The following is a 13,974-nucleotide window of genomic DNA, read 5'->3' on the forward strand; positions in this document are numbered from 1 at the left end:
GCCGTTGCAGCGCCCGGCTGCCAAATCACCCGGCAGCTGATTCACCCGGCCGTCAGAGCCTGCGGTACATCACGTGCAGGCCAACGTAGCCAAGCCGCGGATGGTGGAAAGCTTCCGGAATCGTCGCGAGAACCTCGAAGCCCATGGACGTCCAGGCGGCGACGGCGCGGACGTTGCTTTCCACCACGGCGTTGAACTGCATGGCCCGGAAACCGGCGGCGCGGGCGGCGTCCAGCGAGTAGGCGCACAGGGCCCGGGCCACGCCTTTGCCCCCGTGGGCCGGGTGGACCATGTAGCCGGCGTTGGCGACGTGGCTTCCGCCGCCGCCCTGGTTGGCGTGCAGTTCGCCGGTGCCGAGGACCACGCCGTCGAGCCGGCCGCGGCCGACCGCCACAAAAGTCTGCCCCGGGGCCTGCTTGAACCACCGTTCATGGGCCTGGTCCTGAGTGGTGTCCAGGTCCCAGGTAAACGTCTCCCCCGCCCTGACGACGGGCTCCAGGATCTCCCAGATCGCCGGCCAGTCCTGGTCGGAGGCCTCCCGGATGTCCCACGCGGCCACGGTTGGTTCAGCTTCTGCGTTCGTACTCACAGCCGCCACGTTAGCAGCAGGCGGGGACCGGTGACCGGCGCCGCGAAAACGCCGGTGAATCCGCGGGAACTTCAGGAGTAGTGTTTTATCGAAACGCAGTTCCGGCAGCGCCGTTCAGGCTCTGGCCAAAGGCCCTGGTCAAAGACCCTGGCCAAAGGCACTGGGCGACAGAGGAGGGAAGAGGGATGTCACTGGTCCGCCGTGTCGCCTTCCTGTCCCTCCATACTTCACCCATGGAGCAGCCCGGTTCCGGCGACGCCGGGGGCATGAATGTGTACATCCGGGCGCTGGCCGCAGCCCTCGCGGAGACCGGCGTCGAGGTGGAGATCTTCACAAGGTCCACCGCCGCCGGGCAGGCCGCCGTCGAGCACCCGACCCCGGGAGTCTGCGTCCACAACGTCCTGGCCGGCCCGCCGCGGAAGCTGCCCAAGGAAGAGCTGCCCGAACTGCTGCACAGCATGGTGGCCGAGATCGACAGGATCCGCCAGCTCCAGCCGCACGGCCGCTACGACGTGATCCATTCGCACTACTGGGTCTCCGGCGTGGCCGGTCTCGAGCTCGCCCGGTTGTGGGGGGTGCCGCTGGTGCACACCATGCACACCATGGCCAAGGTGAAGAACCTGCTGCTGGAATCCGGTGAGCAGCCGGAACCGCGCCGGCGCGAGGACGGCGAGCACCGGATCGTCGACGGCGCCACCCGGCTCATCGCCAACACCGGCACCGAGGCCGCGGAGCTCGTCTCCCACTACAACGCGGACAACGACCACATCGATGTGGCCCCGCCGGGCGTGGACCTGGGCGTGTTCACCCCCGCCTTCCGGAGCCGGGCCCGGGCGGACCACGGTGTGCCGCCGGGCCGCTTCCATCTGTTGTTCGCCGGACGGATCCAGCGGCTCAAGGGGCCCCAGATCCTGATCAAGGCAGCCGCCGTGCTCCGGGCCCGCCGCCCGGACATCGAGCTGCAGCTGACCATCGTGGGCGCGGTGAGCGGGGCCAAGGATTTTGACCTGAAATCCTTGATCAGCTCCGCCGGGATGGACGACGCCGTCACCCACCATCCGCCGGTCAGCGCACCGGAGCTCGCCGGCTGGTACCGTTCGGCCGACGTCGTGGTGATGCCCTCCTACAGCGAATCCTTCGGCCTCGTGGCCCTCGAGGCCCAGGCCTGCGGGACGCCGGTGGCCGCCACCAAGGTGGGCGGACTCTCCCGGGCGATCTTCGACGGACGCACGGGCCTACTGGTGGAGGGCCACAAACCCGGTGACTGGGCGGACGCGCTCGAGTCGCTGTACGACGACCCTGCCACGCGCGAGGATATGGGCCGGGCCGCGGCCCTGCACGCCCAGGGCTTCGGCTGGCAGCGCACCGCCGCCATCACGCTGGAGAGCTATCACACCGCGTTGAGCCAGTATTTTGGAAACCTGACCATCCCGGTGGGCCACCCGCCCGCAGCCGGGGCAACCGGCCGGTAACTCCCGGCCCGCCACCACTGGCCGGAACACCCACCGATGCCACGAGCCGAAGGACAACGATGTCTGAAAACACCCTGCCGGAAGACCTCGCCGCCGCAGCCCCTGCCGTCCTGAGCGATCTGGAGATCGCCCGGCGGGCCACGATGCGGCCGATCGAGGAGATCGCAGCCGCGGCCGGCATCAACGCCGACGCACTGGAGTTCTACGGCCGCTACAAGGCCAAGATCGATCCGGCAAAGCTCCATGCGTCCCAGGGCGGCGGCCCGGCCCATGCTGCCGGCAAGGTGGTGCTGGTCTCCGCCATGTCCCCCACTCCTGCCGGCGAGGGCAAGTCCACCACCACCGTGGGGCTGGCGGACTCCCTGGCCAGGGCCGGCCACAAGGTCATGATCGCCCTGCGCGAGCCCTCTCTGGGGCCCATCCTGGGCATGAAGGGCGGCGCCGCGGGCGGCGGCTACTCCCAGGTGCTGCCGATGGATGAGATCAACCTGCACTTCACCGGCGACTTCCACGCGATCACCTCCGCGAACAACGCCCTGATGGCGCTCGTGGACAACCACATCTTCCAGGGCAACGAGCTGAACATCGACCCACGCCGGATGACCTTCAAGCGGGTGCTGGACATGAACGACCGGTCCCTCCGCGAGGTCGTGATCGGCCTCGGCGGCCCGGCGCAGGGCATACCGCGGCAGGACGGCTTCGACATCACCGTGGCGTCCGAAATCATGGCCGTGTTCTGCCTCGCCACGGACCTCGCCGACCTCCGGGAGCGGCTGGGCCGGATCACCTTCGGCTACACCTACGACCGGCAGCCGGTCACCGTGGCGGACCTCGGCGTCCAGGGCGCCCTGACCATGCTGCTCAAGGACGCGATCAAGCCCAACCTCGTGCAGACCATCGCCGGCACGCCCGCGCTGGTGCACGGCGGCCCGTTCGCCAACATCGCGCACGGGTGCAACTCCCTGATCGCCACGCAGACAGCGCGCAGCCTGGCGGACATCGTCGTCACCGAGGCCGGCTTCGGCGCGGACCTGGGTGCCGAGAAGTATATGGACATCAAGGCGAGGGTGGCCGACGTCGCGCCGTCCGCCGTCGTGGTGGTGGCGACCATCCGGGCGCTCAAGCTGCACGGGGGCATCGCCAGGGACCAGCTCAAGGAACCGAACGTCGAGGCGCTGGCCGCCGGCGTCGCCAACCTCCAGCGGCATGTCCGCAACGTGGAGAAGTTCGGTATCACGCCGGTGGTGGCGATCAACAAGTTTGCCACCGACACCCAGCAGGAGCTCGACTGGCTGCTCGACTGGTGCGCCGCGGAGGGCGTGCAGGCGGCCGTGGCCGATGTCTGGGGCCACGGCGGGGGCGGCGACGGCGGCGACGAACTCGCAGCCAAGGTGGCCGCAGCCATCGACGCGCCGCACACGTTCCGGCACCTGTACCCGCTGGGAATGTCGGTGGAGGACAAGATCCGGACCATCGTGCAGGAAGTCTACGGGGCCGACGGCGTGGACTTCTCCGTGCCGGCGCTCAAGCGGCTCGCCGAGATCGAGAAAAACGGCTGGTCCGGATTCCCCGTCTGCATGGCGAAGACCCAGTATTCCTTCAGCGACGATGCGAGCAGGCTCGGCGCCCCGAAGGGCTTCACCGTGCACGTCCGCGACCTCATCCCCAAGACTGGGGCCGGCTTCATCGTCGCGCTCACCGGCGCCGTCATGACCATGCCCGGGCTGCCCAAGGTCCCCGCGGCGATGCGGATGGACGTCGACGCCGACGGCAACCCCGTCGGCCTCTTCTAGCCCCGCCCGTCCCGCCCTGCCCCCGCCCCCTTTGCCCTATCACTTTGGGTTGCCATTCGGGGCGTTTGGCGACCACAACTGATAGCGCAACGGGTGAGGGAGCGGCCGGGGAGGACAGGTCGAGGGGCCGCTGTGGATAACGTCAGCGGTGCTGACGCAGTCGGACAAGAATGGGCCGCATGCACCCATCATCGACCCTGCCGCCCCACCTTTCCGCAGCCCCGTTCACTGTCTATGAGGCGAGGGCTTCGAGTCTAAGCAGTGCCCGGCTCCGTTCCTCCGACCTCACCTCGGCCGGCCGGTTGCTGTATCTGCCCACCGGTTGGGACTATGAGCTGCGGAGTCTGGCGAGAGCACTCTCGGCTGCGACGCCCGGCGCGTGGATTTCGCACCTGACCGCTGCGGCACTGCTTGGGCTATGGCTGCCCTCCCGGTACCGCGGCTGCCGGGAACTGCATCTCAGCAAGCCCAAAGCGTTGCCACCGGTCCGGCGTCAAGGCGTCGTGGGTCATACCGTCCTTGCCTTCGACGACGAGCTTATGGTCCTGGACGGCATCCGGATTTCAACTCCGGCCCGGACCTGGCTGGACCTTGCCCGCATCCTCCCTCTTGAGGATCTCGTGGCGGCGGGAGACCAACTGGTGCGTAGACCCCGCCCCGAGTTGGAGGGCCGCATGGAGCCGTGGGCAACGGTTCCCCGGCTGAAGGCGATGCTGACGCGGCACCCGAAGCTCAAGGGAATCGTGAAGGCACGCGAGGCGACGGCGCTGATCCGTGCCGGTGCCGACTCGGCGCCGGAGACGTTTCTGCGCCTGGCGTTGGCCACCGCCGGGCTGCCTGAGCCGGAGTTGCAGGTCCGGGTTGTGCCGGGTGATCCCTATTCCCCTGCTGCGGACCTCGGCTACCGCCAGCAGCGGGTTGCCATCCAGTACGACGGCGGCCACCACCTGACGCGCGAACAGCAGTCCCGGGACAACCGCCGCGACGAATCGTTCAACTCTGCCGGCTGGCGCTGCTTCAAGTTCAACGCCGACGATCTGGCCGATGACTTCCGCGGCGCGGCCCGAAGAGTCCGCCATGCCCTCCGTCCCCGTTAAACACCGGTTGCCCTATCACTTGCAGCGGCCAAGCCGAGGCTTTGGGGACCGCAAGTGATAGGGCAACCGGGGGGGAGGTGAGGTTTAGCGCTCCACGTCGCCGCGGATGAAGGCCTCGACCTTTTCGCGGGCGAGGTCGTCGTTGAACTGCTCCGGCGGGGATTTCATGAAGTAGCTCGAGGCCGAGAGCAGCGGGCCGCCGACGCCTCGGTCCAGGCCGATCTTGGCGGCGCGGATGGCGTCGATGATCACGCCGGCGGAGTTGGGTGAGTCCCAGACTTCCAGCTTGTACTCCAGCGAGACGGGGGCATCGCCGAAGTTGCGGCCCTCGAGGCGGACGAAGGCCCACTTGCGGTCGTCGAGCCACTGCACATAGTCCGACGGGCCGATGTGCACGTCGCGCGGCGCAATGTCGGCTTCCACGTTGGAGGTCACGGCCTGCGTCTTGGAGATCTTCTTGGACTCGAGGCGGTCGCGCTCCAGCATGTTCTTGAAGTCCATGTTGCCGCCGACGTTCAGCTGGTAGGTGCGGTCCAGCGTGACGCCGCGGTCTTCGAAGAGCTTGGCCATGACGCGGTGCGTAATGGTGGCACCGATCTGGCTCTTGATGTCGTCGCCCACGATCGGGACGCCGGCGGCGGTGAACTTGTCCGCCCATTCCTTGGTGCCGGCGATGAAGACCGGCAGGGCGTTGACGAAGCCCACACCGGCGTCGATCGCGGCCTGGGCGTAGAACTCGGCGGCTTCCTGGGATCCGACGGGCAGGTAGCAAACCATGACGTCGACCTTGGCGTCCTTGAGGACCTGGACGACGTCGACCGGTTCCTCGGCGGACTGCTCGATGGTTTCGAGGTAGTACTTGCCGAGCCCGTCGAGGGTCGGGCCGCGCTGGACGGTGACGCCGGTCGCGGGGACATCGGCGATCTTGATGGTGTTGTTTTCGCTGGCCCCGATGGCGTCGGCGAGGTCGAGGCCCACCTTCTTGCCGTCGACGTCGAAAGCGGCCACAAACTGCACATCGTTGACGTGGTACTTGCCGAACTCCACGTGCATCAGACCCGGGATCGTGGCCTGGGGATCAGCGTCCTGGTAGTACTGGACGCCCTGGACCAGCGAAGCGGCACAGTTACCTACGCCGACGATTGCAACACGAATCGGATTTGAAGACACGGAACTCCTTTGAGAACAAACTTCACGTGCCCCGGCGCGGACGCACTCTGATGTACGACGGCGGCAGGCGGGCACGGCGCCATACGGCGCCCTTAGCATTCTAAGTCAACGGCGCCGGGGCCGAAGTTGTTCCCGGCGGCCCCGGCGCCTCTGTTACGAGGGTCAGCCCGCTACTTCTGGGCCCAGAGGTTGATGTCTGACTCTACGGCGAACTCGTCGATCGACGTGAGTTCCTCGGCCGTGAAGCCGAGCGTGTTGATGGCGGACAGCGTGTCCTCGAGCTGCCGGACACTGGAGGCTCCGACGAGCGCGGACGTGACGGACGTGCCCTTGCTTTGTTCCCGCAGGATCCACGCGATGGCCATCTGCGCCAGTGACTGCCCCCGGCTCTCCGCGATCCGCTGCAGCCCGCGCACGCGGTTCAGTTTGTCCTCGGTGATCATCGCTTCGTCCAGGGACTTGTCCTGGGCGGCGCGGGAATCGGCCGGGATGCCGTTGAGGTACCGGTCGGTGAGCATGCCCTGCGCCAGCGGGGAGAACGCGATGGAGCCGGCGCCCACCTGCTCCAGTACCTCGTACAGGTTGGGGCTGCCGTTTTCGGTCCAGCGGTTCAGCATGGAGTAGCTGGGCTGGTGGATCAGCAGCGGGGTGCCGAGTTCCTTCAGGATCCGGGCCGCCTCCAGGGTCTGCTCCGGGGTGTAGGAGGAGATGCCGGCGTAGAGGGCCTTGCCGGAGCGGACGGCCTGGTCCAGGGCACCCATGGTCTCTTCCATCGGCGTCTCCGGGTCCGGGCGGTGGCTGTAGAAGATGTCCACGTAGTCCAGGCCCATCCGGTTCAGCGACTGGTCCAGGCTGGCGAGCAGGTATTTGCGGGAACCCCACTCTCCGAACGGGCCCGGCCACATGTTGTAGCCGGCCTTGGTCGAGATGATGAGCTCGTCCCGGTACGGGGCGAAGTCGTCGCGCAGGTGGCGGCCGAAATTGGTCTCGGCCGAGCCGGCCGCAGGGCCGTAGTTGTTGGCCAGGTCGAAGTGGTTGACGCCGAGGTCGAACGCGCGGCGCAGGATGGCCCGCTGCGTCCCGAAGGGCTTGTCATCGCCGAAGTTGTGCCACAGGCCCAGCGAGATGGCCGGGAGCTTCAGGCCGCTGCGTCCCACGCGGCGGTAGGGCATGGAGTCATATCGGCTATCAGCCGCAACATAAGTCATACGTACTATCCTGTCTTATTCGAACACTTATTCGGAACACTTAGTCGGAGACAACAGCGGCACTGTGGCCTGGAAGAACGAGCTGGCCGGCGGAGACGGCGTCGAGCACGGCGCCGTCGTCCGTGGCCAGCAGCAGGGAGGTCCCGCGGACGGCGACCCGGCGCGGCTCGGCGGAGAAGTTCATCGCCACCTGGACCCGGCCGCGCCGCAACAGGAGCCAGCCTTCGGTTTCACTGAAGTCCACCGCGGTGTCCCCGAAGCCGGGACCGGCGAGCTCCGGTGTCGAGCGGCGCAGCGCGATCAGGGCCCGGTAGAGCTCCAGCAGCCGGGCGTGGTCCCCGTCCGCGGCCTCGGACCAGTCGAGCTTGGAACGCTTGAACGTCTCAGGATCCTGGGGATCAGGCACGACGGCGGGGTCCCAGCCCATGCGCTCGAATTCCTTGATGCGGCCTTCGGCGGTGGCCTTGCCGAGTTCCGGCTCCGGGTGCGAGGTGAAGAACTGCCACGGTGTGCTGGCCCCGTATTCCTCGCCCATGAACAGCATCGGGGTGAAGGGCGAGGTCAGGGTGGCGACGGCGGCGAGCGCCAGCTGCCCGTAGCCCAGCGACTGGGACAGCCTGTCACCGGTGGCCCGGTTGCCGATCTGGTCGTGGTTCTGGCTGCACACCACGAGGGCCGCGGGATGGACCAGGGCCGTATCGATGGGCCGGCCGTGATGCCGCTCCCGGAAGCTGGAGTAGCTGCCGTCGTGGAAGAACCCCGAGCGCAGGACCTTGGCCAGCGCCCCGAGCGATTCGAAGTCTGCGTAGTAGCCCGTGGCCTCACCGCTGACGTTGACGTGGACGGCATGGTGGAAGTCATCGCTCCACTGCCCGGCCAGTCCGTAGCCGTTGACGTCCCTCGGGTAGAGCAGCCGCGGATTGTTCAGGTCGGATTCGGCGATCATGGTGGCCGGGCGCCCGGTCTCCGCGGACACTTTGTCCGCGAGGGTGCCGAACTCCTCCAGCAGGTGGACCGCCCGCTCGTCCTTGAAGGCGTGCACGGCATCGAGGCGCAGCCCGTCCACGTGGTAGTCCCGGAGCCACATGGCCGCGTTGTCCAGAATGTACTCACGCACGACGTCGGAGCCGGGGCCGTCCAGGTTGACGGAGTCGCCCCAGGTGTTGCCCTCCCCCGATTTGAGGTACGGCCCGAACCTCGGGAGGTAGTTCCCGCTGGGGCCGAGGTGGTTGTAGACCACGTCCTGGATGACGCCGAGGCCGGCAGCATGGGCCGCGTCGACGAAGCGCTGATACGCGGCGGGTCCGCCGTAGCCCTCGTGCACGGCATACCAGAGCACACCGTCGTAGCCCCAGTTGTGGGTGCCGTTGAAGCCGTTGACCGGCAGCAGTTCCACGAAGTCGACGCCGAGCCCGGCCAGGTAGCCCAGCTTCCCGGCGGCCGCGTCCAGGGTGCCCTCGGGGGTGAAGGTGCCCAGGTGCAGCTCGTAGATCACGGCGCCTTGCAGCCCGCGTCCCTGCCACTGACCGTCTGCCCACTGGTGGCCGGCGGCGTCGAAGGTCCGCGAGAGGGAGTGGACGCCTTCGGGCTGGCGCCGCGACCGCGGGTCCGGCAGCGGCGTGGTGTCCCCGTCGAGGAGGTAGCCGTAGTCCACCTCGCCGGCGGCGGGAGCGCCGGCGGCTGTCCACCAGCCGCCGCGCGCCCCGCCGCTGCGGTCCATGGGGTACTTCCGGCCGTCAGCGAGCAGCGTGACCGCCTGCGCTTCCGGCGCCCAGAGATCGAAGCGTACGCTTCCGTGTGCAGGCAAGGTCATGGCATTCTTCCGTTCCCCATGTCGGTGTTCAAGGAGTGCTTAGGCGCCGGGCACCAGCAGGGCGACCGGGTAGCTCGCCAGGATCTGTCCCACGTTCACCTGACCCGGACCGAAGGAACGGCCCGTCAGCTCGTCGGTCATGGCGGCGGCCAGGCTGATGGCGGTGTCCTGCCAGCCGCCCTTGTGCCCCAGCCCGCGGGGCAGCCGGGTCGCGAGCGTGAGCGCCCCTACAGTGCCGGCGCCCCGGTTGAAGGCCAGCAGGTGCTCTGCCGCCGCCCCGGTGGCCGTGACCGGCGCGTAGCCGGCGAACAGTTCCGGCCGGTCCCGGCGCAGGCGCAGCGCCCGCGAGGTCACCAGCAGCTTCGCCGTTTCGTCGAGGAACGACGCCGGCCGCTCGCCGGCGTCGAGCGCGGCAAGGGCGCGCTTCCGGGCGTCGAAGCTGAACGGCCTGCGGTTGTCCGGATCGGTCAGCGATCGGTCCCAGAATTCCGTGCCCTGGTAGACGTCCGGGACCCCGGGCATGGTCAGCTGCACCACCTTGGCGCCCAGGGAATTGGCGGCGCCGAAGGGTTCCAGCAGCGCCACCAGCGCCTCCAGTTCAGCGCGGACCCCGGCGTTGTCGAAGGCCGCGTCGACGGCGGCGGAGAGCTTTTCCTCGAAGTCCGTGTCCGGGTCCGTCCAGTTGGTCGAGTTGCCGGCCTCGCGGGCGGCCTTCCGCGCGTAGGACTGCAGCCGGTCCCGGTCCGCGGGCCATGCTCCGGCGATGGCCTGCCACAGCAGATTCGCGAGCGGGCCGTCCGGCAGCGGAGCGAGTTCCTGCAGCCGGGCCAGGGACGCTTTCCATTCCGGGGCCAGTTCCGCGAGCACCGAAATCCGGGCGCGGGTGTCCTCGCTGCGTTTCGTGTCGTGCGTGCTGAGGGTGGTCATGGACAGCGGCAGCTCCGCCTGGCGGCGGGCCATCCGGTTGTGGAACTCCTCCGGAGTCACGGCGAACTCCGTGGGATCCGCCCCGACTTCGGTCAGGGTGCCCAGCCGGGTGTAGCGGAAGAACGCGGTGTCTTCGACCCCCTTGGCCATCACCATCCCGGAGGTCTGCTGGAAGCGGCACCCCAGCTCCGCGCCGGCTTCAGGACCAGCATCCAGCAGCAGCGGCAGGAGGACACCGACGGCGCCTTCCAGGTCAGGGCGGCGGCGGACCGCGAGTTCGCAGGATTCCTTGAGGACGTCTGCACCCTCCGGCAGGTAGCTGCGGTAAACGGGGAACGCCGCGATGATTTCGGACAGCGCGTCGGCGGCCGCCTCGACCGTGAGGCCCGCATCGGCCGGCACCAGGCGCGCCAGCCGGAGCATCTCGGAGTGCAAGATCCCGTCCGTGATCCTTCGCTTGGTGCCGTGGATCATGGCCTCGTAGTCCGCGGCATGGCCGCCGCGCAGCTCGGTGTCCAGCGCATCGAGGGCGCCCTGGCCGGCGGGGTCGATGAAGACCCGGTCCACGTCCGCCAGGGCGTCGTAGCCGGTGGTGCCCTCGCACTCGAAGCCGGCCGGGAGCACCTCCCCGGGCTCGAGGATCTTCTCGACCAGCAGGTAGCTTCCGCCGGTGACGTCCCGGAGCCGGCGCAGGTACCCCGCCGGATCGGCCAGGCCGTCCGGGTGGTCGATCCGCAGCCCGTCCACCAGCCCCTCGCGGAACCAGCGCACAATCTCCTCGTGGGCCTCGTCGAAGACCTCCGGGACCTCGACCCGGATGCCGGCCAGGCTGCTGACCGCAAAGAACCGGCGGTAGTTCAGCTCGTTGTCCGCCCGGCGCCAGCCGATCAGCTCATAGTGCTGCCGGTCGTGGACCTCGCGGGGGTTGTCGCCCTCGGCGTGGCTGCCCTCGGCGAGCGGGAAACGGTGGTCGTAATACCGCAGCTCCCCGTCCCGTACCTCCAACGCGTCAAGGTCGGAGTCCTCGCCCAGCACGGGGATCCGGATGCGGCCGCCGCCAAAGTCCCAGTCGACGTCGAACGCCGGGGCGTAGCGGGACTGCTGTCCCTCCTTGAGGAGGGACCACCACCACGGGTTCTGGGCGGGCGTGGCCACCCCGACGTGGTTGGGCACGATGTCCACGAGCACGCCCATACCGGCCTCCCGGGCGGCCCGGGAGGCTGCGATGAGCCCCCCGGCGCCGCCACGGTCGGGGTCGACGGCGGAAGTGTCGGTGACGTCGTAGCCGTGGTCCGAGCCCTTCTCCGCCGTCAGGATCGGTGAGAGGTAGATCCAGTCCACGCCCAGCGATTTCAGGTAGGGCACTGTCTCGGCGGCATCCTGAAGCGTGAAGCCGGACCGTATCTGCAGCCTGTACGTCGAGACGGGCGTCCTCATGAAGCGGATCCCTTCCGGGCTTTCGGTCCCTTCGCGGTCGGCTTCTTGGCCGAGGTGCCTTTCGATGCGGAGTCCTTCGGGGCTGTCGATTTCTTAGCCGGGGCGCCCTCCAACGCGGATTCCGCTGCGGGTTCCTTCGCGGAACCTTCCTTCGCTGGCGGGGCCTCGGCGGGACCTCCGCTTGCGGGAACAGTCTCTGCGGGAACCTCGTCCTCCGAAGCCTCGGCCCTGGCGGCCAGGGACGCGGCTGCGGAGTAGTCCACCTCCACCTCGGGGCCCGAGTGGGCGCGAAGAACCACCAGGGACTTGGCCGCCAGCTTCAGCACGGATCCGGCCTTGAGCGGTTCATCGGTGTCGGCCTGGTCCGAGGTGTCCACCAGGACGTCCCAGAACCGCGAGTACTCGTCGGCCGGGAGCAGGAAGTCCACGTTGTCGTCGTGGGCGTTGAAGGTCAACAGGAAGCTGTCGTCCGTGATCCGGCGGCCGCGGGAGTCCTGTTCCTGGATGCCGTGGCCGTTGTAGAAGACTCCGATGGTCCGGCCAAAGCCGCCGTCCCAGTCCTCGGGGAGCATTTCCTTGCCGTCGGTGTTCAGCCAGACGATGTCCGGAAGTTTCTCGCCCTCGCCACGGCGGACCGGCCGGCCGTCAAAGAAGCGGCTGCGACGGAACGTGGGGTGGTCGTGGCGGATCTTATTGACCACAGCAGTGAACTCCACCAGGGGCTGGTCCACGGCGTCCCAGTGCACCCAGCTCAGTTCTGAGTCCTGGCAGTAGGTGTTGTTGTTGCCCTGCTGGGTGCGGCCCAGCTCGTCGCCGTGCAGGAGCATCGGGACGCCCTGCGAGAGCAGCAGCGTGGCGATGAAGTTGCGCTGCTGCCGGGCACGGAGGGTTAGCACCTTGTCGTCTTCGGTGTCGCCTTCAGCGCCGCAGTTCCAGGACCGGTTGTGTGACTCGCCGTCGTTGTTGCCTTCGCCATTGGCGTCGTTGTGCTTCTCGTGATAGGACACGAGGTCGCGCATGGTGAAGCCGTCGTGGGCGGTCACGAAGTTGATGGAGGCCACCGGGCGGCGGGCGGAGCTCTCGTACAGGTCCGCGGAGCCGGTGAGGCGGGAGGCGAACTCGCCCAGGGTCGAGGGTTCGCCGCGCCAGAAGTCGCGGACCGTGTCGCGGTATTTGCCGTTCCACTCGGTCCACTGCGGCGGGAAGTTGCCCACCTGGTAGCCGCCGGGGCCGACGTCCCAGGGCTCGGCGATGAGTTTGACCTGGGACACGATCGGGTCCTGCTGAATGAGTTCGAAGAAGGTGGACAGCTTGTCCACGTCGTAGAACTCGCGGGCCAGCGTGGACGCGAGGTCGAAGCGGAAACCATCGACGTGCATTTCCGTCACCCAGTAGCGCAGGGAGTCCATGAGCAGCTGCAGGGAGTGGGGGTGCCGGACGTTGAGCGAGTTTCCCGTCCCGGTGTAGTCCATGTAGTGCTTCAGGTCGTCGTCGACCAGCCGGTAATAGGCCGCGTTGTCGATGCCTTTGAAGGACAAGGTGGGGCCCAGGTGGTTTCCCTCGGCGGTGTGGTTGTAGACCACGTCCAGGATCACCTCGATGCCGGCCTTGTGCAGATCGCGGACCATGGCCTTGAATTCCTGGACCTGGTGCCCGACGTCGCCGGTGGAGCTGTAGGTGTTCTGCGGCGCGAAGAAGCCGATGGTGTTGTAGCCCCAGTAGTTGTTGAGGCCCTTCTCCACCAGGGTGCCGTCGTTGATGAACTGGTGGACGGGCATGAGCTCGATCGCGGTGATCCCGAGCTTCTTGAGGTGCTCGATCACGGCGGGGTGCGACACGCCGGCGTACGTGCCGCGCTGGTCTTCCGGGATCTCCGGGTGCAGCTCGGTGAGGCCCTTGACGTGGGCCTCATAAATGACCGACTCGTGGTACGGGATGCGCAACTGGCGGTCACCGTCCCAGTCGAAGAACGGGTTGATGACCACACCGTGCATGGCGTGCGGGGCAGAGTCGCTGTCATTGCGCGACGCGGGATCTCCGAAGTTGTAGGAGTAGAGCGCCGGGTCCCAGTCGATCTGTCCCTGGATTGCCTTGGCGTAGGGGTCCAGCAGCAGCTTGGTGGGGTTGAAGCGGTTGCCGTTCTCCGGCTCGTACGGGCCGTGGACGCGGTAGCCGTACTTCTGGCCGGGCTGGATCTGCGGCAGGTAGCAGTGCCAGACGTAGCCGTCGACCTCGGTCAGCTCGATCCGGGTCTCGCTCAGGTCGTCAGCCAGGAGACAGAGCTCCACCTTTTCAGCGCGTTCGCTGAACAGGGCAAAGTTCGTGCCTGTGCCGTCAAAAGTGGCTCCCAGCGGATAAGCCGTTCCGGGCCATACTTCCATGTGTTCTCCTCGTGCGGTGCGGACAATCTCTAGACAACACTACTGGTAAGTAGGGTTACCATCCCCGTCGGGGTGCTTGTCGGGGCG

The 13,974-nt window shown here is 67.8% G+C and carries 9 protein-coding genes; 3 read left to right on the top strand and 6 right to left on the bottom strand.

Features of this window, described 5'->3' with window-relative positions:
- Nucleotides 1–52 precede the first annotated feature (52 nt).
- On the bottom strand, nucleotides 53–589 hold the full coding sequence (locus tag ACQCSU_RS06520; protein ID WP_426978926.1) for an N-acetyltransferase family protein: 537 nt from the start codon (nucleotides 587–589) through the stop codon (nucleotides 53–55).
- 185 nt (nucleotides 590–774) lie between these two features.
- Here ACQCSU_RS06520 and mshA point away from each other — a divergent pair, with 185 nt between their 5' ends.
- The 3 genes from mshA (at nucleotide 775) to ACQCSU_RS06535 (ending at nucleotide 4,951) form a co-directional block, all read left to right on the top strand.
- The gene (gene mshA / locus ACQCSU_RS06525) at nucleotides 775–2,061 is read left to right on the top strand and encodes a D-inositol-3-phosphate glycosyltransferase (RefSeq protein ID WP_426978927.1); all 1,287 of its coding nucleotides are present in this window, start codon (nucleotides 775–777) and stop codon (nucleotides 2,059–2,061) included.
- Nucleotides 2,062–2,120: 59 nt separating this feature from the next.
- Nucleotides 2,121–3,854 carry a formate--tetrahydrofolate ligase gene (locus ACQCSU_RS06530; protein ID WP_426978928.1) on the top strand — a complete coding sequence of 578 codons (1,734 nt, stop codon included), beginning with the start codon at nucleotides 2,121–2,123 and terminating at the stop codon, nucleotides 3,852–3,854.
- A 179-nt stretch (nucleotides 3,855–4,033) separates the two neighbouring features.
- On the top strand, nucleotides 4,034–4,951 hold the full coding sequence (locus ACQCSU_RS06535) for a DUF559 domain-containing protein (protein ID WP_426978929.1): 918 nt from the start codon (nucleotides 4,034–4,036) through the stop codon (nucleotides 4,949–4,951).
- An 84-nt stretch (nucleotides 4,952–5,035) separates the two neighbouring features.
- Here the strand turns inward: ACQCSU_RS06535 and ACQCSU_RS06540 are convergent, their stop codons facing one another.
- The 5 genes from ACQCSU_RS06540 to glgX all read right to left on the bottom strand — a co-directional run bounded on the left by ACQCSU_RS06540 (nucleotide 5,036) and on the right by glgX (nucleotide 13,887).
- Nucleotides 5,036–6,121 (bottom strand): inositol-3-phosphate synthase, encoded by a 1,086-nt coding sequence (locus ACQCSU_RS06540; protein WP_426978930.1) that lies wholly within the window; start codon nucleotides 6,119–6,121, stop codon nucleotides 5,036–5,038.
- A gap of 170 nt (nucleotides 6,122–6,291) precedes the next feature.
- Nucleotides 6,292–7,329: an L-glyceraldehyde 3-phosphate reductase gene (gene mgrA / locus ACQCSU_RS06545; protein WP_426978931.1), complete on the bottom strand. Its 1,038-nt coding sequence runs from the start codon at nucleotides 7,327–7,329 to the stop codon at nucleotides 6,292–6,294.
- Between the two features lie 40 nt (nucleotides 7,330–7,369).
- Entirely contained in the window at nucleotides 7,370–9,142 is a 1,773-nt protein-coding gene (gene treZ, locus ACQCSU_RS06550; RefSeq protein ID WP_426978932.1) for a malto-oligosyltrehalose trehalohydrolase, read from the bottom strand.
- Between the two features lie 39 nt (nucleotides 9,143–9,181).
- Nucleotides 9,182–11,506 carry a malto-oligosyltrehalose synthase gene (gene treY, locus ACQCSU_RS06555; protein ID WP_426978933.1) on the bottom strand — a complete coding sequence of 775 codons (2,325 nt, stop codon included), beginning with the start codon at nucleotides 11,504–11,506 and terminating at the stop codon, nucleotides 9,182–9,184.
- Nucleotides 11,503–13,887: a glycogen debranching protein GlgX gene (gene glgX / locus ACQCSU_RS06560; protein ID WP_426978934.1), complete on the bottom strand. Its 2,385-nt coding sequence runs from the start codon at nucleotides 13,885–13,887 to the stop codon at nucleotides 11,503–11,505. Before glgX ends, treY begins: the two co-directional genes overlap by 4 nt.
- Between the last annotated feature and the right edge of the window lie 87 nt (nucleotides 13,888–13,974).

It is taken from the genome of Pseudarthrobacter sp. O4 (genome assembly GCF_050157025.1).
Lineage (GTDB): Bacteria > Actinomycetota > Actinomycetes > Actinomycetales > Micrococcaceae > Arthrobacter.

Bases quoted from the DNA above. Each gene is read 5' to 3' on its own strand.
- ACQCSU_RS06535 (WP_426978929.1), top strand. From the start codon at position 4,034: ATGCACCCATCATCGACCCTGCCGCCCCACCTTTCCGCAGCCCCGTTC.
- treY (WP_426978933.1), bottom strand. From the start codon at position 11,506: ATGAGGACGCCCGTCTCGACGTACAGGCTGCAGATACGGTCCGGCTTC.
- treZ (WP_426978932.1), bottom strand. From the start codon at position 9,142: ATGACCTTGCCTGCACACGGAAGCGTACGCTTCGATCTCTGGGCGCCG.
- glgX (WP_426978934.1), bottom strand. From the start codon at position 13,887: ATGGAAGTATGGCCCGGAACGGCTTATCCGCTGGGAGCCACTTTTGAC.
- mgrA (WP_426978931.1), bottom strand. From the start codon at position 7,329: ATGACTTATGTTGCGGCTGATAGCCGATATGACTCCATGCCCTACCGC.
- mshA (WP_426978927.1), top strand. From the start codon at position 775: ATGTCACTGGTCCGCCGTGTCGCCTTCCTGTCCCTCCATACTTCACCC.
- ACQCSU_RS06530 (WP_426978928.1), top strand. From the start codon at position 2,121: ATGTCTGAAAACACCCTGCCGGAAGACCTCGCCGCCGCAGCCCCTGCC.